Consider the following 22,151-nt stretch of genomic DNA (forward strand, 5'->3'; position numbering starts at 1 on the left):
CCTCAGCCGCATGGACTGCATTGAAATGCGTATTGCTTGTCTGGGAGGCGGTCCGGCGGGACTGTACTTCGCTATTTCTTTGAAACTTCGACAGCCTGACGCTGAGGTTGTCGTTCTTGAGCGCAATAAGGCTGACGACACATTCGGTTGGGGTGTGGTTCTGTCGGATGAAACGCTGGAGAATCTCAAGCGCAATGATTCTGTCAGTGCTGCGGCTATCAAAGAGCATTTTGCATACTGGGATGATATTGCAGTGCATCATCAAGGTCAGAAAATGCTCTCCACCGGGCATGGGTTTTGTGGCATTGGCCGCCGCCAACTTCTCGTGTTACTGCAGGCGCGCGCACTGGAGCTAGGTGTGGAATTGCGTTTCGAAACCGAGGTGCGCAGCGCAAGCAGTTACGCTGATGATTACGATGTGGTGGTTGCCAGTGATGGCTTGAATTCCAGTACCCGCAACGAATTCAACGAGATTTTCAAACCCGATATTGAAAAACTTCAGTGCCAGTTTGTCTGGCTAGGTACAAAGCAGAAATTCGATGATGCCTTTACCTTCATTTTTGAGCAAACTGATAAGGGCTGGGTTTGGGCACATGCTTATCAATTCGATGATGATACCGCGACCTTCATTGTTGAATGCTCTCAGGCCACCTACGATGCTTTCAGGTTTGCCGAACTAGACCAGCAACAGAGCATCGCGATCTGCGAAGGGATATTCAAAGATTACCTTGGCGGCCATCCATTGATGACTAATGCCAATCATATCCGAGGCTCTGCGTGGATTCAGTTTCCGCGAGTGTTGTGTGAGAAATGGAGTCACAAGAACATGGTCCTGTTGGGCGATGCTTCTGCCACTGCACACTTTTCGATTGGTTCGGGGACCAAGCTGGCTTTGGAGAGTGCCGCGGCGCTGGCTCAACACCTGAGCGATGAGCCTGATCTGGCAAAAGCCTTCTCTGCGTATGAAGACGCACGACGATTTGAGGTTCTGAGATTGCAGTCAGCTGCACGAAATTCTGTTGAATGGTTCGAGGACGTTGAGCGGTATTTGCATCTTGATCCCGTGCAGCTTAACTACTCGCTTCTGACTCGCTCTCAACGAATCAGTCATGAAAACTTGCGGTTGCGAGATCCGAAGTGGTTGGAAAGTGCGGAAAAGTGGTTTCAGGAGCAGGCGGGTGTCACACCCGGCAGTCCGGTTAGAGCTCCCATGTTTGCACCCTTCAAGCTACGTGGCATGGAGCTGAAGAATAGAATTGTCGTCTCACCCATGGCGCAGTACAAGGCGATCGATGGTTGTCCGACGGACTGGCACCTGATTCACTATGGCGAGCGTGCCAAGGGCGGCTGCGCGTTGGTTTACACAGAAATGACCTGTGTTTCTCCAACTGGTCGCATAACGCCTGGATGTCCAGGCTTGTATCACCCTGAGCATCAATTGGCCTGGAAGCGACTGTGTGATTTTGTTCACCTGGAAACTCAGGCAAAAATTTGCTGCCAGATAGGGCATTCTGGCCGAAAAGGCTCTACTCGGGTAGGTTGGGAAGGAATGGATCAACCGCTTGTCGATCAGAACTGGGAACTGATTTCTGCATCGGCCATTGCATGGTCAGATGGCAACGCTACACCTCGAGCGATGAGTCGGAATGATATGGATAGCGTGAAACAGCAGTTTGTTGATGCTGTGAATATGGCAGAGCAATCAGGCTTTGACATGATCGAGCTTCATGCTGCACATGGATACCTGATTTCCTCCTTTATTTCACCCTTGTCCAATGCACGTGTCGATGACTATGGCGGGTCACTGGAGAATCGAATGCGTTTCCCGCTTGAAGTATTCAAAGCCATGCGTGAAGCATGGCCTGAGGACAAGCCAATGTCCGTCCGCATATCAGCCAATGATTGGGCAGATAACGGCATCGAGCCTGAGGATGCCGTCGAAATCGCCAAAATGTTTTATGCCGCCGGCAGCGACATCATTGATGTTTCATCGGGGCAGACATCAACAAGTGCAAAGCCTGTTTATGGCCGCATGTTCCAGACACCTTTCTCTGACCGTATTCGCAACGAGGCGGGTATCGCTACCATGGCCGTTGGCAATATTTATGAGGCTGATCATGTGAACTCCATACTCATGGCAGGACGCGCTGACCTGGTCTGCCTGGCTCGTCCACATCTGGCCGACCCTTACTGGACTTTGCATGCTGCAACTCAGCTTGGCGACAGACTGGAGGCATGGCCACAGCCCTATGATGCCGGTAGAGACCAGGCTTGGCGGCTCGCTGATCGTGATGCACAGATGGCTGCAAAAACATGACAGAGTTCGCTGACAAACACGTGGTTATCTCGGGCGGTGGTAGTGGTGTCGGCGCTGTAATCGCCGCACAGTTTTCAGCCGTCGGAGCAAGAGTAACGATTCTTGGGCGCAGGCAGAGCAAGCTGCAAGAGGTGGCGTCTGCAACCGGTGCACTGCCGGTTGTGTGTGATGTCACCGATGCGGAAGAGGTTGAATCGGCCTTGTCTGCAGCACGTAGTCATCATGGTGCTATCACGATAGCCGTGGCTAATGCCGGTAGCGCCATCAGCAAACCATTTGCAGACATGACAGCTCAGGATTTCTCGTCGACCATGGACGTTAACGCATTGGGTGTATTCAACCTGTGGCAATCATCTCTTGCAGACATGATCGAGTCGAAGTGGGGTCGTATGCTGGCGATCGCTTCCAGTGCCGGGCTGAAAGGCTATCCCTACGTATCCGGCTATTGTGCGGCCAAGCATGCGGTTGTCGGGCTAACCCGTGCCCTGGCTCAGGAACTTCCCAGAACCGGGATCACGGTCAACGCCATATGCCCGGGTTTTGTCGACACGCCCATGTTGGCAAGTTCAATACAGAATATCGTTGCCAAAACCGGCATGAGTGCTGAAGAGGCGGCCAAGGTTCTGAAATCCAGTAATCCCATGAGACGTTTCATCACGTCCGAGGAGGTGGCTGCTACCGTCTTGTGGCTGGCTGGCAATAGCAGTGCTTCGATCAGCGGTCAGGCTGTATCCGTCAATGGAGGCGAGGTATGAGCCAGCCGCAGAATAAATCAGCGGTTGAGCCTGCTGCTAAAACTCGATTACGTCTGTGGTTGAAGTTGCTGAAATTATCACGGCAGATTGAAGGCGAGCTGCGTGAGAACTTTCGAGTGGAATTCAAAACGACACTGCCGCGCTTTGACGTGATGGCAGCCTTGTATCGATTTCCGGAGGGGCTGCGCATGAATGAGTTGTCCGAGGCCCTCAGAGTCTCCAATGGCAATGTCACAGGCATTGTTGACAGGCTGGTCAACGATTCTCTGGTCACCAGAGTTGCAGTGCCGGGAGATCGGCGCGTACTGCGGGTAAAGCTTACTGCCTCAGGCAAGAAAGAATTCCTGCAACAAGCACTCCAGCATGAAGGTTGGGTTGACAGCCTGTTGGGCAACGTGTCTGGCGATGATGCGGAGCTGATGATGGAACTTGTCGATAAAGTATTCTCAAATAACTCCACTGAGCAATCAGACACATGAGTAGCTGTCGAACAGATGTTCAACATTTCCACTGTCGTGTGGATAATCGTATCGCTCAGATATCACTCAATCGGCCAGAGCGAAAAAACCCACTGACATTCGACAGCTACGCAGAACTGCGTGACTGGTTCAATGATTTGCCCTATTGCGATGATGTCGATGTTGTGGTGTTTGGATCCAATGGGGGCAACTTCTCGTCGGGTGGTGATGTTCACGAGATCATTGGTCCGCTGACCGAGATGTCAATGAAGGAGCTGCTGCAATTTACCCGCATGACGGGCGATCTTGTCAAGGCCATGGTGAATTGCGGCAAGCCTGTCATAGCCGCAGTTGATGGCATCTGTGTGGGAGCCGGCGCCATCATCGCCATGGCATCAGATTTGCGAATGGCCACTCCCGAGGCAAAAACCGCCTTTCTGTTTGCACGTGTCGGATTGGCAGGTTGCGACATGGGAGCTTGCGCCATTTTGCCGCGCATCATTGGTCAGGGACGGGCTGCCGATTTGTTCTATACGGGTCGTTCGATGAGTGCAGACGAAGGCGAGCGCTGGGGCTTCTACAATCGGATTGTTGAGTCAGCAGATCTTGAAGGTGAATCGATGGCATTGGCAAGCCGTATTGCTCAGGGGCCAAATTTTGCTCACATGATGACAAAAACCATGCTGAAGCAAGAATGGTCCATGTCGATCGATCAGGCCATTGAGGCTGAAGCACAAGCGCAGGCCTTGTGCATGCAAACAGATGACTTCAAGCGTGCGTTTCTAGCGTTTACGCAAAAGGAAAAACCCGTTTTCGAGGGCAATTAGATGTCAGATAAAACCTATCTGCAGTGGCCTTTTTTTGAGGACAGGCATCGGCAGTTGGCAGAGGAGCTGGAAAGCTGGTCTGCAGAGCACCTGATAAACATAGACCATGGCGACACGGATAATGCGTGCAAGTCACTGGTGAAGGCACTTGGCAAGGCAGGCTGGTGCTTGCATAGCGCAGTTGACCCTGCCGGATCGGCGACAACGCTTGATGTCCGTAGCTTGTGTCTGATACGTGAGACGCTGGCAAGGCATGATGGGCTGGCTGATTTTGCTTTCGCCATGCAAGGTCTGGGGACCGGTGCTGTTTCTCTATTCGGTACTAAAGATCAACAGAACGAATGGTTGACGGCCACCCGAGTCGGCGAGGCCATAGCGGCATTTGCCTTGACTGAACCCCAGTCTGGTTCTGATGTTGCCAACTCGACGATGAGCGCAACACGTGATGGCAATGACTACGTCCTGAATGGTGAGAAAACGTGGATATCCAATGGCGGAATTGCCGATCTCTATACGCTATTTGCACGTACTGGAGATGCACCCGGAGCCAAAGGGCTGTCAGCTTTCATCGTGCCTGCAGGTATACCGGGTTTTGAAGTTGTCGAACGACTGCAGACAATCGCCCCTCATCCATTGGCCAGGCTTCAATTCACCGATTGTCGCATTCCAGCATCAGCACTGTTGGGGCAGCAAGGGGAGGGCTTCAAGATTGCGATGTCGGTACTGGATGTTTTCAGGCCCACAGTTGCAGCAGCGGCGCTTGGCTTTGCGCGGCGTGCACTGGATGCCGCGCTGGATAGAGTCAATCTACGAGAAGTGCAAGGCACTCTGCTGGCAGAGTTTCAAATGGTACAAGGGCATATCGCAGATATGTCCATGAATATTGATGCCAGTGCCTTGCTTGTTTATCGGGCAGCCTGGCTCAAGGATAGCGGTGCTTCACGTATCACGCGAGAGGCGGCCATGGCGAAATTGTTTTCAACTGAGCAGGCTCAGAAAGTGATTGACCAGTCGGTTCAGTTGCATGGCGGCGACGGGGTTCGAACGGGCTGTGTCGTGGAGAAGTTATATCGCGAGATCAGAGCGCTGAGGATATACGAAGGGGCCTCGGATGTTCAGAAGATCATTATCGCGCGCCAGACTCTGGCAGCACATCGGGATGGAAAATAATGCTTGGACCAACCGCACACACTGATACTTTTTCAAGGGACAATCTGCCACCTGAAACGCTTTGGCCGGACATCGTGTTGGATGGCTTTGATTACCCGGATTATCTGAACGTGGCTGTTGAGCTCACCGACAGGATGGTTGAAAAGGGTTTCGGTGATCACACGGCACTTATTGGCAATGGCCGGCACCGCACCTACAAGGAGCTGACAGACTGGACGAATCGTCTGGCACATGTCCTGGTTGAGGATATGAATGTGCAGCCGGGAAATCGGGTTTTGATTCGATCAGCGAATACACCTGCCATGGTTGCCTGCTGGCTTGCAGCCACTAAAGCAGGTGCGGTCGTTGTGAACACGATGCCGATGTTGCGAGCGGTTGAGCTGGCTCAGATCGTTGACATTGCCGAGATCACTCATGCCTTGTGCGACAACCGGATGCTGGATGAAATCCAGGCGGTAGCGCAAGACAGTAAAACCTTGCATCAGATCATCAGCTTTGATGGAAGCCAGAATCATGACTCAGACCTGGACCGTCTGGCCCTTGAAAAACCGGTACGTTTTGATGCGGTGCAAACCGGACGTGACGATGTTGCGCTGCTGGGCTTTACCTCCGGTACGACGGGAGTGCCTAAAGCGACAATGCACTTTCATCGTGATCTGTTGATTATCGCCGACGGCTATGCAAAGGAAATACTGGGGGTCACGCCAGATGATGTTTTCGTTGGTTCACCACCACTGGCATTTACATTTGGATTAGGGGGTCTGGCCATCTTTCCATTGAGGTTTGGGGCTACGGCAACGCTGTTGGAAACAGCCAGCCCGCCCAGCATGATCGAGATCATCGAGAAGTACAAGGCAACGGTGTGTTTTACCGCGCCAACAGCCTATCGATATATGCTTTCAGCCATGGACGAGGGAGCCGATTTATCCAGTCTGCGAGCCGCTGTTTCTGCCGGTGAAACCCTGCCGGCACCTGTCTATAAAGACTGGATTGAAAAGACGGGTAAGCCCATACTTGATGGTATCGGGGCAACTGAAATGCTGCATATATTCATCTCTAACCGCTTTGATGATCATTCACCTGCCTGCACGGGCCGGCCGGTTACTGGCTATCAGGTAAAAATCATTGACGATGACAACAATGAGGTACCCCATGGAACTGTGGGCAGGTTGATCGTAAAGGGACCGACTGGATGTCGCTATCTGGCTGACGATCGTCAAGCCAACTATGTGCTTGATGGCTGGAACATCACAGGGGACAGCTTTTCAATGGACGAGAAAGGCTATTTGCATTTCGTTGCAAGAAATGACGATATGATCATTTCTGGTGGCTATAACATTGCCGGTCCTGAGGTGGAAGCTGCATTGTTGTCACACCCCTTAGTGGCTGAATGCGCTGTGGTGGCTGCCAGCGATGAAGAACGAGGTTCCATTGTCCAGGCACACGTAGTGCTCAGAGATGGCGCTGCGGCTGTCGACAGTACCGCTTTGCTGCTCAAGGATTATGTCAAGGCGACCATTGCACCGTACAAATATCCCCGATCGATTGTTTTTTGCGAAAGTCTGCCAAAGACAGCCAGTGGGAAAATTCAGAGATATACATTGAGGACGTAGCCTCGAGAAACGCTCTAATAAATGACTCTGTTCAACCATTGATTCAGTGAAGTAGAAAGAACGCCAACAATCACAATGCAGTAAGGAGAAAACGTTGATTATACGTCGAAAAGCAAGCAGTCTTGGACTGGCCTTGCTGGCTAGCTGTACTTTGTTAACCCCTGCTATTTCTGTGGCCGACAATAAAGTGAAAGTCGGCATGATTACTACGCTGTCCGGGGGCGGGGCTGGACTAGGAATCGATGTTCATGATGGGTTCATGCTGGCAATCGCTCAGTCGGGCAACAAGAACATTGAAGTGGTGGTTGAAGATGATCAACGCAAACCGGATGTGGCTGTACAGTTAGCCGATCAGATGATTCAATCTGAAAAAGTAGATGTGTTGACGGGCATCATCTGGTCGAACCTTGCGATGGCCGTGATACCTTCTGCCACCGCACAAGGGAAAATCTATCTATCACCTAACGCAGGTCCGTCAGTTTTAGCCGGAAAAGGTTGTCATCCTAACTATTTCAATGTTGCCTGGCAAAATGATGAGCTGCATGAGGCCGCTGGTGCTTACGCAACCGACGAGGGTTATGGAAAGTCGTTCATTCTTGCCCCTAACTACCCAGCCGGCAAAGATGCATTGACGGGCTACAAACGCTATTTCAAAGGTGAGATAGCAGGTGAACTCTACACCAAGCTGGGGCAGACAGACTACGCGGCAGAGCTGGCACAGATTCGAGCATCAGATGCAGATAGTGTTTTCTTCTTTCTTCCGGGTGGCATGGGTATTTCTTTTCTGAAGCAGTATTCTGGCAGCGGCATCGAGTTACCCGTCGTGGGTCCTGCTTTCAGTTTTGATCAAGGTATCTTGCAGGCAGTCGGTGATGCGGCTCTGGGAATCAAGAATACCTCTCAATGGAACAAGGACATTGATAACCCGACCAATGCCGCCTTTGTAGAATCGTTTCAAGCTGAGTATGGACGATTGCCTTCGCTATACGCCTCTCAGGGGTTTGACACCGCAAACCTGCTACTTAGTGCAATGGACAAGGCTGAAGTGGATGATACAGAAGCTTTTCGTGCAGCCCTGAAGCTAGCTGATTTCAAGTCAGTACGCGGTGACTTCAAGTTTGGTAACAACCAGCATCCTGTTCAGGATATTTATGTGCGAGAAGTGATCAAGGAAGGTGACGTCTATACCAACAAGATAATTGCAACTGCATTATCAGATCATGCAGACTCCTACGCTGCTGATTGCAGCCTGTAATTTTTCCTGATGAGAGTCTGATGCCGCTGGTGTCAGACTCTAAAATTGCATAAAGCCAACATATGTCGACAATACTTCTCATCGAACAACTCCTGAATGGTATTCAGTTTGGGGTCATGTTGTTTTTAATGGCGGCTGGCCTGACATTGATATTTGGTGTCATGGGGCTGATCAATCTGGCTCATGGCTCGCTCTATATGATAGGTGCATTTGCCGCAGCCTCTGTGGCTACCTTGACTGGCTCGTTCGTACTCGCCATTCTGGCCAGTGTAGTTGCTGCGGCCTTGTTTGGTGCCATTGTCGAGTTCAGCATCATGCGGCGGCTCTACGAGCGTGATCACCTTGACCAGGTTCTGGCCACCTTCGCACTTATTCTGATTTTCTCTGAGGGAACGCGATGGATGTTTGGTTCCTTCCCGCTCTACCTTGATGTCCCCGAGATGCTCAGCGGTACCGTACTGCTGCCCGGCGGCATTCATTACTCGCGCTACCGTCTGGCGATCATTGTCATAGGGTTGCTGGTCGGGGTAGGACTGTATCTGTTGATATCAAAAACCCGTATCGGCATGCGTATTCGAGCGGGTGAGAATGACCGGGAAATGATCGGTGCGCTGGGTATTGATATTTCGAAGCTATATACCTCTGTATTTGCACTGGGTGCGGGCCTGGCCGGTTTGGCGGGAGCTTTGGTTGGTGCGATTCAATCGGTGCAGGTAGGCATGGGGGAGCCTGTGTTGATTCTGGCATTTGTTGTCATTGTCATTGGTGGCATTGGGTCAATCAAAGGTGCGTTTATTGGCGCTCTGCTAGTGGGTGTGACCGATACTCTGGGCAGAGTATTGCTGCCCATTGCATTTGGTAGCTTCATGGAGACCTCGCAGGCTGCATCCGTCGGCTCCTCTTTGTCTTCCATGCTCATCTATTTGTTGATGGCCGTTGTACTTTTATTCAAGCCATCAGGATTATTTGGGCGTACGCAATCATGATCAATGAAAAAACATTGAATGCCCTCATTGCGCTTTTGCTTTTAGCGGTGCCGTTGATTGCCTGGTTTCTGGATGAGCCCTTTATCATCACGCTGGCAACCAAGGTCGCCATTCTTGCACTGGCAGCGGTGGGGCTGAACCTTGCGCTTGGCTATGGTGGGCTCGTCAGTCTGGGTCACGCTACATTCTTCGGCTTGGGCGGATACTCGATGGGTATTCTGGCCAGCCATGCTCAGACTTACACGCCTTTGCTGGAAAGCCCATTTGTGCTTGAAGGTACGAATTCAATGCCGGTCATCTGGTTGACTGCCATAGTGATCAGTGGCTTGGTAGCGTTCATCGTGGGTCTGCTGAGTCTGAGGACCGCTGGCGTCTACTTTATTATGGTGACCTTGGCGTTCGGACAGATGTTCTACTATTTTGCGATCAGCTGGCCAGCCTATGGCGGAGAGGATGGACTGTCCATTTATGTGCGAAATGGATTTCCCGGATTGAACACACTTGATCCGATCCAGTTTTTCGCGATCTGTTATGTCTTGCTGATGCTGGTCATTTTCTTCATGGCCAGGCTGAACTCTGCCTCATTCGGTCTGGCACTGAATGCCGCTCGACAGAACAGCGAGCGTGTTCAAACGGTCGGCATCAGTCCTTTCAAGCTTCAATTGGTCGCGTTTACGATATCGGGTGCGGTAACCGGATTGTCTGGCGCCTTGTATGCAGACTTGAATCGATTTATCAGCCCGACGATGTTCAGTTGGCAAACCAGTGGTGAGATCATGGTGTTTATCATTCTGGGAGGTGTGGCGCGATTGTTTGGCCCAGTGGCAGGGGCTGCCATTTTTATCTCTCTCGAGCATGTACTCGGTGGCCTGTCGGAATACTGGCATATCTATCTGGGTGCGGTTCTGCTGTTGGTGGTGCTGTTTGCAAAAGGCGGCTTGATTGGCTCGGTATTCAGGAAGTCTGTTAGTCATGGTTGATCCTGTTCTCGACATACGCGACATACGCAAGCAATTTGGTGCCTTGAAGGCAAGCGATGGGATTTCTCTGGACCTGAAACAAGGCGAAATACATGCGTTGATCGGCCCGAACGGTGCGGGTAAATCCACCTTGATAGGGCAGATAGCCGGCAGGTTGAAACCCGATAGCGGTAGCGTGCATTTTCTGGGTCAGGACATCAGTACCCAATCGACCGTACAACGAGCCCGATTGGGCCTGGGCCGTACCTTTCAGGTGTCAGCATTGGCAATGGAAAATACGGTATTGGAGAATGTGGTCCTTGGGGCACTGGGCAATCGCGGTAAGGCATTTGGTTTTTTCAAGCCGGTCATGCACGATAAAGAACTGCTTTTACAGGCAAGGGCTGCGCTTGAACGAGTTGAGTTGATCGATGACGAGGCGTGCATTACTGCCGAACTATCGCATGGGCAGCGTCGCCAACTAGAGGTTGCAGTCGCCTTGACCATGCAGCCAAAAGCCTTCTTGATGGATGAGCCGATGGCGGGGATGGGGGCCGATGGGTCAAAGAAGCTGACGAAGTTGCTCAGAGAGTTAAGCAATGATGCGCCCATTCTGTTGGTAGAACACGATATGGATGCGGTGTTTGCACTGGCAGATCGTATCAGTGTGCTGGTTTATGGAAAAATCATTGCAACAGGTTCAGTTGATGAAATACGTGCCAATCCGGATGTACGTACCGCCTATCTAGGTGATGAGGGTGGCGTATGAGCCTTTTGACGCTGGAAAATATCACGGCATCCTACGGTGCATCTCAAGCACTTTTCGGTGTTGATCTGACATTGGATGAAGGTGAAGTTGTGGCGTTGATGGGCCGCAATGGGATGGGTAAAACAACCACCATCAAGGTCATTTGTCGGTTATTGAAAAATCAATCCGGAACGGTCTGTTTTGCGGGACAGGATATTTCCTCTTATCCTTCACACCGTGCCGCTCGCCTCGGGCTGGGGCTTGTGCCTGAAGGTCGGCGTTGCTTTTCAAACCTGACAGTTTGGGAAAACCTCATGGCATCTGCCAGACAAGGTCATTGGGATTTTGACCGGGTTGCAAATCTGTTTCCAAGACTGCAGGAAAGATCATCTCAATATGCGGCTTCACTCTCGGGCGGGGAGCAGCAGATGCTGGCTATTGGTCGGGCCTTGATGACTAACCCGCGAACCCTGATTCTGGATGAAGCAACCGAAGGCCTGGCCCCTGTTATTCGGCAGGAAATATGGAAGGCTATCGCTCAGTTGAAAGGTGAAACCGGTCTTTCGATTCTTGTCGTCGATAAAACCCTCAAGGAACTGGCGCTCGTTGCAGACAGGGCGGTCATCCTGGAGCGAGGCAAGTCTGTCTGGCGGGGGCAGTTTCAAGCCTTGAGTGCCGACGTTGCTGACCAATACCTGGGTGTTTGATTCAGATGTTTCAATACAATCAGAAAGTACTGTTCAAACATTGTGATCCTGCCGGTATTGTTTTCTACCCTCGATACTTTGAGATGCTGAACGATACGGTAGAAGAGTTCTTTGACAGTGAGCTGGGTCAGTCGTTTTCGCAGATCCATCAAACTGCCAGCATTCCTACGGTACAGATGAATGCCACATTCTCAGCGCCGAGCAGGTTGGGGGATAAGTTGGTGATAAATCTTGAAGTTTGCCGAATAGGTCGTTCGAGCGCTGATTTGGATTTCAAGACTTACTGCGAAGAACAGCTGCGATTCTCAGCGAATTCAACATTGGTTTACGTGGATACGAACGGTAAACCAAACTCATGGCCTGATTCATTGCGTCGGGCATTACAAACAAGATTACAAGGAGAAGATTAGTGTCCAGTGAAATTATTCAGCCTGAAGGTTGGACCAAAGCGAGGGGATATGCAAACGGCATACTGAGCGAACAGGGAATGCTTTTTGTCGGCGGTCAAATTGGCTGGAATGCTGAGCAAGTGTTCGAGAGTCACGATTTTATAGGGCAGATGGAGCAAGCACTGAAGAACATAGTGGCCGTTGTTGTTCAGGCCGGTGGTTCGACTACGGATATCGTTCGGCTGACCTGGTTCGTGATAGACAAAAAGGAATACGTTGCTCGCCAAAAAGAAGTAGGTGAAGTTTATCGTCGTGTGTTGGGCAAGCACTTTCCTGCAATGACGATGGTTGTGGTAGCAGGACTTGTTGAAGATGACGCACTGATCGAGATTGAAGCGACTGCAGTAATAAGGGCGCTCACTATTGATGGTTGAGGCGTGGAGCCTGGCAGCAGTGCACTACAATCACTCGTGGATATAGCCAGACTACGAATAGCACTATGGATCTACAACGCACCGTACCCTGGGGTCGTGACTTTGACGAATATTCAGAGATGTTCTCTCTGTCGTCACTCAAAGCCGGTGATACCGTCATTGGTTGCGGTGATGGCCCAGCCTCGTTCAATGCTGAGGCCACTTCCAGAGGTATCTGTGTAACCTCGGTTGACCCCCTGTACACCTTCAGCAGAGCTGAGTTGGAACAGCGGATAGAACAGGCCCGAAACGAGGTCATGCCGCAAGTTCGCGCGAAAGTCGATGACTACATCTGGCAAACGATCGAAAGTCCGGAGGAGCTGGAGCGCCGCCGAATGCAGGCTATGCGGGTGTTCCTCAAGGATTACGAAGAGGGGTGCCGGGCGGGGCGTTATATTGCGGCGAGTCTGCCGAAGCTGCCTTATCAGGACAATGCCTTTGACTACGGACTGTGCTCCCACCTTCTGTTCCTCTATTCGCCCCAGTTAGACGAGGAGCTACACATCCAGAGCGTTCTGGAGCTTTGTCGCGTGGCTCGGGAAGTGCGTATCTACCCACTGGTATCAATTGAGAACAATCAACGATCCGGACATCTTCCTGCGGTGCTTTCAGCGTTGGCTGAGGTTGGCTACCATTCTGAAGAAGTGCCTGTTAGCTATGAGTTTCAGCGGGGAGCCAGAGCGATGCTCAGAATAAGTACCTGAAGATGTTGTTAGTCATATAACCCCTCGAGAGAGCTAAGGGGTCGTGAAACAATAAACTATACTTTTCAGTCGCCCCTGCATCCTGCCCTTCTGCGTTGTTTGTCGGTTGAATAGCCCGCTATTCGCCCTCCTCACGCCTTGCCGGGCAGGCGCAGGACCAACCGAAAAGTATAGTTAATTATTTCACGACCCCTAAGTCACATTGTCTGCACAATGTCTGCACATTACAGGACTACCTTATTCAAACGGCAGAGGGGGCGATTTGAGTTAATCCGGAATCTGTATTCCTCTGTAAACCTGTAACCTGCCGACCAGTTGCTGACTCGATTTGCTGATTGTTTATAGCTAGAGTAGCGATTAGTAGCTAAGGGATCGTGAAACAATTACCTATCATTTTCAGTCGCCCCTGCATCCTGCCCTGCTGCGTTGTTCGGCGGTTGAATAGCCAGCTATTCGCCCTTCTCACGCCTTGCCGGACAGGCGCAGGACCAACTGAAAATTGATAGGTAATTATTTCACGATCCCTAATCGGAATTTGCCAGTTCAAGAGGAGATACCAGACTTTGATTAAATTCCATAAGAAGAGGCGTTTAAGCCTTATCAGCATGACGGCGTTGAGCTTTGCCGCCATCATCGCCAGTGGTTGTTCGTCGGATGACGATAGCGATACCATTGACACAACAGATAGCACTGATACGACCGACACAACAGATACCACTGACACCACCGATACGACAGACAACAGCAGTACATCTGCCACGCTTGATCCGTCACTGTTTGTTGAAGATGCCCTGGCATCAGAACCCACTCTCGTCGATTGCACATTGAGTGATGGTACAGAAACTCAGTGCTATCAGATCGAGATCGCAGGTGTACCGGCAGACTCGGCTGTCGGCCCGTTCTGCCCTCAAAGCATCAGCAGCACCGATGCTGACAGTGGTATCTGGCTCGATGGCTCTGGAACGGTCTATCAGGCGAATGGGGATTTCATACTCGACCTGCCGAACATCTATAATGATAGCAACTGGCAGTTGTATGACGAAGCTACCGGCGACGTGTATATCACGGACACTCAGGAAGGTTGCGAAGCGGCAGCCCGGCCGGATGTGGATCCTGCCTATCAAAACTACTGCGTAGAGTGTTCGCTGGACTACGTTGATGGTGGTGTGACAGAGACTTATCTCATACCGGCCACACCCATACCTGCAGATACGATCGGAGCAATAGGTACGCAAACAGGCCTTAGTCTGAATGGCGTGCAGCTTGCTGCAGCCGCCCCTGTTGCGGATATCCTGAGTAACTACACCATTGCGGCATTCGATGACTGTGGTGGCCATGTCAACCCGTTCGAGGGTTACCATTATCATGCGGCGACTGGCTGTTCTGAGCTGTCCGATACGCAAGTAGATGGTCATGCATCGCTGCTGGGTTATGCAATGGATGGATATGGAATTTACGGAATGCTGGATAGCGAAGGCCTGGAAACGGAAGGATTGGATCAGTGCCGTGGAATCAGTGATGAATCACGCGGTTATCACTATCACGCAGCCAGCGCCGGTGAGAACATGTTCATCGGCTGCTTTACTGGCAAGACCGTTGAATCAGCAGACGCTGGTCCTGGTGGTGGTGGTCCTGGTGGAGAGCCACCTGAGTGAGTCGACGATTAGTTTCAGTAAAAAAGTCACTCCGTTTTATGCTCTTCTGCGGCCTGCCTTTCTGGGTGCCGCAGATGGTTTTCGCACATTCATCCATCATCAATAACAAAGCGTGGGAAGTGTGTGAGAAGCAGGTAAGGTCAGATTCGTGTGAATACACGGATAACCATGAAGATATTTATCGTGGTACGTGCCAGCTGATGTCTGAAAAATTGCTGTGTGTCAGAAACCAGCCTATTGTCAAAGGCAATCCTGACGCTGCGGATCATTGATATTGTTGTAGGCAGTTAGAGCTAACCGATCGGGTGACTCGAATTAACGGGGTCACCTCGATCGGACTGCGCGTCCCGGACTGCGCGTCCCGGACTACGCGTCCCGGACTACGCGTCTCGGAAATGTTCACAGACAATTAGTCGTTCGCTCTGGACGAGGACCCATCCTGTGAAGTCTCTCTAGGTAGGGGAGCAAACAAGCTGCGTTGCCAGCCAGAGTGGTATCCAGCACCGAACTCATCCAGTCTGGCAATTTGTCGTGAAGGCGATAGAAGCTCCAGAGCCCTTGTTTGCGATCCAGCACCAGGCCGCAGCTACGAAGCTGCGCCAGATGACGTGACACCTTCGGTTGGCTTAATCCGAGCGACTCGGTGAGCTCACACACGCAAAGCTCACCCTCTTTCATGATGAGTAACAGGCATAGTAAGCGTGTTTCATCAGACAGGCACTTGAACAGCATCACCGGAGTCATTTCAGGTTCTCATGTTCAAGGTTGGGATCAATGGCATTTGTTTTGAATATAAGTGTATCCAGTTACAGCCCTGATGTTGCACATTTTGATCTGGAATGCAGCTTTGTCACACAATCTTCATATAATCTATATATGATTTGGCGTATGTAGTTTCTGTACGTGCATCCAGGAGAATGCTCATGACAATACGATTAGGCATTAACGGGTTTGGCAGAATCGGTCGACTTGCCTTTAGAGTCGCCAGTGCTTCTCGCGATTTTGAGATCGTGCGTATCAATGATCCGGCTGCTGATGCTCACACGCTAGCGCACTTGCTGAGTTTTGATTCGGTACACGGGCAGTGGGGCCAGCAGGTGGCGGGTGAGGGCGAACAACTGATTCTCAACGGCAAGAGTATTATCTGTACGCGTCATACGGCTCTGTCAGAAACCGACTGGTCGGACTGTGATGTCGTAATAGAGGCGTCGGGCACGCTGCGCACCACAGAAAAATTACAAGGCTTTCTGGATCAGGGCGTCAAACGAGTGGTGGTCACCGCGCCCGTGAAAGAGGAGTCGGTGTTGAATGTTGTCATGGGGGTCAATCATCAGGCCTACAATCCATTAGTGCACCGTATCGTGACGGCAGCTTCTTGCACTACCAACAGTCTGGCCCCTGTGGTCAAAGTCATGCATGAACATATCGGCATCAAGCATGGTTCGATTACAACTATTCATAATCTGACTAATACGCAGACTATTCTGGATGCTCCGCATCAGGACTTAAGGCGTGCACGTGCCTGTGGGATAAGCCTGATACCAACAACAACAGGTTCGGCTACGGCGATTACACAGATATTTCCGGAATTGAAAGGGCGATTGAACGGCCATGCTGTCCGTGTGCCCTTGGCCAATGCCTCATTGACTGACTTCGTGTTCGAGGCCAGTAGCCCGACCAGTGTGGAGGAGGTGAATGGTCTGCTGAAACGGGCCGCGGATAATGAACTAGCGGGCATTCTCGGTTTTGAAGAGCGCCCGTTGGTGTCTGTTGATTATAAAAGTGACCCTCGCTCCAGTATTATCGATGCGCTTTCGACAATGGTTGTTAACCAGACACAGGTGAAAATATATGCCTGGTATGACAACGAATTCGGATACGCCAATCGTACTGTAGAGCTTGCACGACTCGTTGGGCAGATAGATCAGGACTGATTCACTTGAATACCGTTATGCAGCGCTGGTCGCAACTGCCGGAAGCCATCAGGCAATACACGATCATTACCGGCAATTACTGGGCATTTACTCTCACCGACGGTGCGCTGCGCATGTTGGTGGTGCTGCATTTTCATGCACTGGGCTATGCACCACTGCAGATCGCCATGCTGTTCCTGTTTTATGAAATATTCGGGGTTATCACTAATCTGGTAGGCGGCTGGTTAGGCGCCAGGTTCGGCCTCAATCGAACCATGAATATCGGCTTGGCACTGCAGGTTGTGGCGCTGTCGATGCTGCTGGTGCCGTCCGGTTTCTTGAGTGTAGCGTGGGTGATGGCGGCCCAGGCACTATCGGGAGTTGCCAAGGATCTGAACAAGATGAGCGCCAAAAGCTCCATCAAGTTATTGCTGTCCGATGCACAGCAGAGTCGGCTGTACACATGGGTGGCCTTGCTGACAGGTTCGAAAAATACGCTCAAGGGTGTTGGTTTTTTCATGGGAGGTGCGCTGCTTACGCTAGTGGGGTTTCGCGGAGCGATGTTGCTGATGGCTGTGATGCTGTGTCTGGTATGGCTGTTCAGCCTGTTTGCTCTGGGTAAGGATCTGGGCAAAGCCAAACGCAAGGCACCGTTCACGGCCATCTTTTCCAAGAGCCAGGCAATCAATATACTGTCAGCTGCCCGATTGTTTCTGTTCGGGGCAAGGGATGTCTGGTTTGTTGTCGCCTTGCCGGTCTACCTGTCTGTGACACTTGAATGGGATGATTGGAGTGTTGGTGGTTTTCTGGCTCTCTGGGTCATTGGTTACGGGTTTGTGCAGGCGCTGGCGCCACGCTTGACTGGCAACTCTGAAACGAAGCAGCCCGGTGGCAGAACGGCCTTTATCTGGGCTGCTGTGCTGGCAGTGATTCCTGCTGGCATTGCGCTGGCCGTCATGGGTGAATTCCACACAGAGACTTCGCTGGTCGTTGGACTGTTGATGTTTGGTGTGCTGTTTGCCATCAACTCATCGTTGCACAGCTTCTTGATTCTGAGCCATGCCAGCCGTGATGGTGTGTCACTGGATGTCGGGTTCTACTACATGGCCAATGCGCTGGGCCGTTTGCTGGGCACCGTTCTGTCAGGTTGGTTGTTCCAGCGTTATGGCCTTGAGATGTGTCTATGGGTCTCGGCGCTGCTGGTGACACTGTCAGCACTGATCATCATCAGATTACCTGCTGGAATTGGGCAAGAATCTGGTCACACGTTGTAATCAGGCCGCATTAGAGCGCTGCGCCTCCGTCAATTGCTCAATGGCATTGAACGCATCAATCCATGTTTTCATAATATCCGGTGATAGAAACTCTCCCAGATATTGCTCGCACGCCTGTCGTTGTTTCTCGTCAGTGGTATCGGTCAGGTTTGTCTGCAGATAACGAATGCTGTGCAGTACCATCAGAGGTGTAATGACATCCAGATCGCGAGGCGGGCTTTCAAACTGCAGTGCGACAGCCTCGACAACCGCATCTGACATATGCCAGCCGCGCAACACGTTTGCACCGATTATCTCTGGTGACAGCGTGCTACTGCTGCCATTGTCGTTATTAAGTTCTGCGTTGGTTGTCGCCACGAGTTGTCCGACGTTGGCCATCATGCCGGATATCTGGCAATGGTCCACTGCGCCTCTGGGCAGCTTAGCGTAGCGGGCAAACTGGTTGCACAATGCGCCGATACGGATAGCCTCATTATTGAGTTGCATCAGGCGTGTTGTACTCAACTGGCTGCCATCGAAGCGTGAAAAGACTTTGGTGGTAAGTGTGATGTTCTTGATCATATGTGCGCCGAGCAAGGTCACTGCCTGAGCGACAGACTCGACATGCTTGTTGATGCCATAGAAGGCGGAATTGACCACCTTGAGCACGGTCAGAGTCAGACCGGTGTCGCTTTCGACGATTTCGCCGACTCTCATCAATGAACTGTGCTGTGATGCCAGTTCTTGCACCATCTTGTCATAGACAATCGGTAATGCCGGTATTGAGGTGACCGATAACATGAGCCGTTTCAGTGCTTCATTGTTCATCGATTCACGCAAGCGCAGCGAGCGTTCGATGCTGGTGGCCAGCGAGCCTGAGTCAAAGGGTTTGAGCAAGAATCGCTGATTGACTCGCAAATTGCCCAATGCGGATTCAAAACCCGCATCGGCGGTGAGGGTAAACCGGACAGGAGGAACCGTGGCTGAACGTGCCAGATCCAGTAACTGGAATCCTGACATATCTTCCAGCTGGGCTTCAGTGACAATCACATCAACAGGAGCATCCCCTGATTCATTGAAAATGATATCCAGTGCCTGTTTGCCACTACTGGTTGAATTGATTGACCAGTCAGCACGCATCTGTCCAAGAGTACGTGCAAGCTCACGGCAGGCGCTGATGTCACTGTCTACTAGTAAGATCTTGGTCATGCGTCAAATCAGGCCTCCGGTAGAGAAAAACCACGCGTATATTTTTTCCAGAAGCTCGGGCAGCAGCAGGTACCGTGAGTTCTCTCAATGCGCAATGTCTCGGGCTTTGGGTCTGGACGCATACAAATTGCCTGCCAATTTGGTCAGGCAACTAACATCAGATCGTGTAAACCTAGCCTCTGTGTTGCTGTAGTAAGGACTGATACCACAATGCGCTTTGTTTGAATGTTCTTTCCTGTGTCGCGTAATCCACGTGAATCAGTCCAAAGCGCATGTCATAGCCTTCTGCCCATTCGAAGTTGTCCATCAGGCTCCAGGCGAAGTAGCCACGCACGTCAACTCCATCGCGCATCGCGGCCAGTAGCCCTTCCAGGTGCTGGTGCAGATAGTCAATGCGAGGCTGATCTGCGATAACACCTTTGACGATATCGTGATTGTAGGCAGCGCCGTTCTCGGTGATATAGCAAGGCGGCAAGGTGTAGCGAGCGTTGATATCAACCAGCAGATCGTAGAATGTGCTGCCATCGACTTCCCAGCCGATATCGGTGCGCGGCACATCGGGTTTATCGATCTGCACGGTAGCCGGATAGTCGGCCTGCGGGCTGCTTGCATCAGCGATATGGAAGGGGGTGTAATAGTTCAATCCCCAATAGTCCAGCGGCTGGGCAATCGTTGCCAGATCATCGTGCCAGCCATCCGGCATTCTGTCTCCCAGATGGCGCATGGCATCCTCCGGATATTCGCCCTTGAAGAGCGGATCCAGAAACATGCCGTTATGAAAGGTTTCGTGTCGCTGAGTGGCTTCCTGGTCACGGTCGGTGTCTGTCGCCGGGTACAGGGATTGCAGATTGAGCACGATACCCAGTGGTACAGAGCTGCGTGAGGCACGCATGGCCTGGACCGCCAGACCGTGGGCGCGATGCTGGCCGTGCAGGACCGCCAGTGCCGCATCAAGGTTCTTTTCACCGGGTGCGTGAATGCCGAGGAGATGACTCAGGATGGAGGAGCACCAGGGTTCATTGAAGGTGGACACAGCGCTGATTCGATCACCGAATTTGTCCATGATCTTTTCTGCATAGCGGGCAAAGGCATCGGCTGTCGAACGGTTGCTCCAGCCACCTTTGTCGGCAAGCGCCTGGGGCAGATCCCAGTGGTACAAAGTGGGGTAGGCCTGCAAGCCGCGCTCAAGGCAGCCATCGATCAGGCGATCGTAGAATGACAGGCCGCGTTGATTGAGCTGGCCACCTCCCTGAGGGTACAGTCTGGGCCAGGAAATAGAGAAGCGGTAGGCATCGACGCCCAATTCGACCATCAGATCCAGATCTGACTTCCAGCGATGGTAGTGATCGCATGCCACATCACCGGTATCACCGTTAAGCACCCGGCCAGGAGTATGGGAGAACGTGTCCCAGATGGATGTGCCTCGACCATCTTCCAGCACGGCCCCTTCTATCTGGTAGGCCGCCGTGGCCACACCAAAGATGAACTCCTCGGGAAATCGCAGATCTTCAAGGGTTTGTTCGTTTTCGATTGTCATGCGCAAAACAGTGATTGTCTGGTCAGGACCTGACCCTGTTGAATTTTGACACATTCTTGATTTTATGGTGAACCATCAAGCTCTGATATGTACCCGGAGTCCAGTTGCTGTTGGTGCAGATGTCGTTGTTGGCGTGCAGAAGCTAGTAGAATAGGGGGCTCCATGAAGTGTGGCTGACAGGTTTGACAGGATCTTCTAGATGCAAGACATGAAAAACAGCACGGTAGAGGTGCTGGAAGGCGCTGCACAGTGGCTGGAGGCGGGTCATGGTGTTGAACTTGTCACGGTGGTCCGCACCTGGGGCTCTTCGCCACGGCCAGTAGGCTCGATTGCAGCTGTGCGTGATGATGGCGTATTGGTGGGATCGGTGTCCGGAGGCTGCGTCGAGAAGCAGTTATCGGAAAGTTTTCGTGGTCAGGGAGCATCCCGAATTCACACCCATAAAGTGGATGACGAGCAAGCCAAGCGTTTTGGTCTTGCCTGCGGCGGTGAGTTGGAACTGGTCTTTGAAACGTTAGCCGATGCAAAGCCTCTGCGCGAACTGTTACAACGTCTGTCGCGCCGGGAACGGGTACGCCGAAACGTGAGTATTGGTGATAGTGAAGCCACATTGCACAGCGCTGCTCGCGATGACCAGTTCATGTGGGATGGTGAGAATCTTAATCAGGTTTTTGGACCTGCCTGGCGATTGCTGCTGGTGGGTGCCGGTCAATTGTCGCGTTTTACGGCCGAATTTGCCCTGGCCATCGACTTTGATGTGCTGGTGGTGGATCCGCGTGAGCAATTCAGAGAAGCATGGAACAATCCGCTGGTGCCGGTCCTGGCCGACAGCCCGGACGATGCCGTTCTGGCCCACGCAAACGATGCGAACAGTGCAGTTCTGGCACTGACTCACGACCCGAACATCGATGATCTGGCCCTGATGGAGGCGTTGCCGGGAGAGTGCTTCTATGTCGGGGCTCTGGGCTCAGTTCGCAACTATGAAAAGCGGGTGAAACGCCTGGCTGGTCTGGATGTGCCGGCGGCAGCCATTGCTCGTCTGCGTGGTCCTATTGGTTTGTCCATCGGCAGTCGCACATCGGCAGAAATTGCCATTTCAATCATGGCAGAGCTTATTCAGGTCCGGCACTCTCTGGCCTGATAACCATTGGGTCATGGCCAGTTAGGCGTGTACTTATCCATGAGTAGCTATACTTCCCTTCTTTTTGTTCCACCTGCTGGTC

At 51.9% G+C, this 22,151-nt stretch carries 21 protein-coding genes; 18 read left to right on the top strand and 3 right to left on the bottom strand.

Annotated elements, in window-relative coordinates; genetic code table 11:
• Positions 1–10: 10 nt before the first annotated feature.
• The 15 genes from IMCC3135_RS14400 to IMCC3135_RS14475 all read left to right on the top strand — a co-directional run bounded on the left by IMCC3135_RS14400 (position 11) and on the right by IMCC3135_RS14475 (position 15,016).
• Positions 11–2,317, top strand: coding sequence for a bifunctional salicylyl-CoA 5-hydroxylase/oxidoreductase (locus IMCC3135_RS14400; protein ID WP_205738045.1), 2,307 nt, complete (start codon positions 11–13; stop codon positions 2,315–2,317).
• A complete protein-coding gene (locus IMCC3135_RS14405) occupies positions 2,314–3,072 on the top strand; it encodes an SDR family NAD(P)-dependent oxidoreductase (RefSeq protein WP_088918263.1) in 759 nt (252 codons plus the stop codon). Before IMCC3135_RS14400 ends, IMCC3135_RS14405 begins: the two co-directional genes overlap by 4 nt.
• Positions 3,069–3,551 carry a MarR family winged helix-turn-helix transcriptional regulator gene (locus tag IMCC3135_RS14410; protein WP_088918264.1) on the top strand — a complete coding sequence of 161 codons (483 nt, stop codon included), beginning with the start codon at positions 3,069–3,071 and terminating at the stop codon, positions 3,549–3,551. Before IMCC3135_RS14405 ends, IMCC3135_RS14410 begins: the two co-directional genes overlap by 4 nt.
• Positions 3,548–4,357, top strand: coding sequence for an enoyl-CoA hydratase family protein (locus IMCC3135_RS14415; protein ID WP_088918265.1), 810 nt, complete (start codon positions 3,548–3,550; stop codon positions 4,355–4,357). The genes IMCC3135_RS14410 and IMCC3135_RS14415 overlap by 4 nt, the downstream gene beginning before the upstream one ends.
• The gene (locus IMCC3135_RS14420; RefSeq protein WP_088918266.1) at positions 4,358–5,527 is read left to right on the top strand and encodes an acyl-CoA dehydrogenase family protein; all 1,170 of its coding nucleotides are present in this window, start codon (positions 4,358–4,360) and stop codon (positions 5,525–5,527) included.
• Entirely contained in the window at positions 5,527–7,140 is a 1,614-nt protein-coding gene (locus tag IMCC3135_RS14425) for an AMP-binding protein (protein WP_088918267.1), read from the top strand. Before IMCC3135_RS14420 ends, IMCC3135_RS14425 begins: the two co-directional genes overlap by 1 nt.
• A gap of 94 nt (positions 7,141–7,234) precedes the next feature.
• Complete coding sequence (locus IMCC3135_RS14430; RefSeq protein ID WP_205738046.1) at positions 7,235–8,395, top strand: ABC transporter substrate-binding protein; 1,161 nt, start codon at positions 7,235–7,237, stop codon at positions 8,393–8,395.
• Between the two features lie 62 nt (positions 8,396–8,457).
• The gene (locus tag IMCC3135_RS14435) at positions 8,458–9,381 is read left to right on the top strand and encodes a branched-chain amino acid ABC transporter permease (RefSeq protein ID WP_088918268.1); all 924 of its coding nucleotides are present in this window, start codon (positions 8,458–8,460) and stop codon (positions 9,379–9,381) included.
• Positions 9,378–10,361 (top strand): branched-chain amino acid ABC transporter permease, encoded by a 984-nt coding sequence (locus tag IMCC3135_RS14440; RefSeq protein ID WP_088918269.1) that lies wholly within the window; start codon positions 9,378–9,380, stop codon positions 10,359–10,361. Before IMCC3135_RS14435 ends, IMCC3135_RS14440 begins: the two co-directional genes overlap by 4 nt.
• A complete protein-coding gene (locus tag IMCC3135_RS14445) occupies positions 10,354–11,109 on the top strand; it encodes an ABC transporter ATP-binding protein (RefSeq protein WP_088918270.1) in 756 nt (251 codons plus the stop codon). The genes IMCC3135_RS14440 and IMCC3135_RS14445 overlap by 8 nt, the downstream gene beginning before the upstream one ends.
• The gene (locus IMCC3135_RS14450) at positions 11,106–11,795 is read left to right on the top strand and encodes an ABC transporter ATP-binding protein (RefSeq protein ID WP_088918271.1); all 690 of its coding nucleotides are present in this window, start codon (positions 11,106–11,108) and stop codon (positions 11,793–11,795) included. The genes IMCC3135_RS14445 and IMCC3135_RS14450 overlap by 4 nt, the downstream gene beginning before the upstream one ends.
• A gap of 5 nt (positions 11,796–11,800) precedes the next feature.
• Complete coding sequence (locus tag IMCC3135_RS35490; protein ID WP_088921855.1) at positions 11,801–12,205, top strand: acyl-CoA thioesterase; 405 nt, start codon at positions 11,801–11,803, stop codon at positions 12,203–12,205.
• Complete coding sequence (locus tag IMCC3135_RS14460) at positions 12,205–12,618, top strand: RidA family protein (RefSeq protein ID WP_088918272.1); 414 nt, start codon at positions 12,205–12,207, stop codon at positions 12,616–12,618. Before IMCC3135_RS35490 ends, IMCC3135_RS14460 begins: the two co-directional genes overlap by 1 nt.
• Positions 12,619–12,683: 65 nt before the next feature.
• A complete protein-coding gene (locus tag IMCC3135_RS14465; protein ID WP_205738047.1) occupies positions 12,684–13,361 on the top strand; it encodes an SAM-dependent methyltransferase in 678 nt (225 codons plus the stop codon).
• 563 nt (positions 13,362–13,924) lie between these two features.
• The gene (locus IMCC3135_RS14475) at positions 13,925–15,016 is read left to right on the top strand and encodes a YHYH protein (protein WP_205738048.1); all 1,092 of its coding nucleotides are present in this window, start codon (positions 13,925–13,927) and stop codon (positions 15,014–15,016) included.
• 399 nt (positions 15,017–15,415) lie between these two features.
• Here IMCC3135_RS14475 and IMCC3135_RS14485 read toward each other — a convergent pair whose 3' ends face one another.
• Positions 15,416–15,760, bottom strand: a complete 345-nt coding sequence (locus IMCC3135_RS14485) for a metalloregulator ArsR/SmtB family transcription factor (protein WP_088918276.1) — start codon at positions 15,758–15,760, stop codon at positions 15,416–15,418.
• Between the two features lie 179 nt (positions 15,761–15,939).
• On the opposite strand from IMCC3135_RS14485, the gene IMCC3135_RS14490 reads away from it, so the two are divergent.
• Both IMCC3135_RS14490 and arsJ read left to right on the top strand, forming a co-directional pair.
• On the top strand, positions 15,940–16,950 hold the full coding sequence (locus IMCC3135_RS14490; RefSeq protein WP_088921857.1) for an ArsJ-associated glyceraldehyde-3-phosphate dehydrogenase: 1,011 nt from the start codon (positions 15,940–15,942) through the stop codon (positions 16,948–16,950).
• Positions 16,951–16,967: 17 nt separating this feature from the next.
• The gene (gene arsJ / locus IMCC3135_RS14495) at positions 16,968–18,203 is read left to right on the top strand and encodes an organoarsenical effux MFS transporter ArsJ (protein ID WP_088918277.1); all 1,236 of its coding nucleotides are present in this window, start codon (positions 16,968–16,970) and stop codon (positions 18,201–18,203) included.
• On the opposite strand, the gene IMCC3135_RS14500 is transcribed toward arsJ, so the two are convergent.
• Together IMCC3135_RS14500 and IMCC3135_RS14505 are read right to left on the bottom strand one after the other, a co-directional pair.
• Positions 18,204–19,391, bottom strand: coding sequence for an HDOD domain-containing protein (locus IMCC3135_RS14500; protein ID WP_088918278.1), 1,188 nt, complete (start codon positions 19,389–19,391; stop codon positions 18,204–18,206).
• Between the two features lie 172 nt (positions 19,392–19,563).
• Positions 19,564–20,928, bottom strand: coding sequence for a GH1 family beta-glucosidase (locus tag IMCC3135_RS14505; protein WP_088921858.1), 1,365 nt, complete (start codon positions 20,926–20,928; stop codon positions 19,564–19,566).
• A gap of 208 nt (positions 20,929–21,136) precedes the next feature.
• On the opposite strand from IMCC3135_RS14505, the gene IMCC3135_RS14510 reads away from it, so the two are divergent.
• Positions 21,137–22,069 (top strand): XdhC family protein, encoded by a 933-nt coding sequence (locus IMCC3135_RS14510; RefSeq protein WP_088921859.1) that lies wholly within the window; start codon positions 21,137–21,139, stop codon positions 22,067–22,069.
• The last annotated feature ends 82 nt before the right edge of the window (positions 22,070–22,151 follow it).

Source organism: Granulosicoccus antarcticus IMCC3135 (assembly GCF_002215215.1).
GTDB classification, from domain to species: Bacteria; Pseudomonadota; Gammaproteobacteria; order Granulosicoccales; family Granulosicoccaceae; genus Granulosicoccus; species Granulosicoccus antarcticus.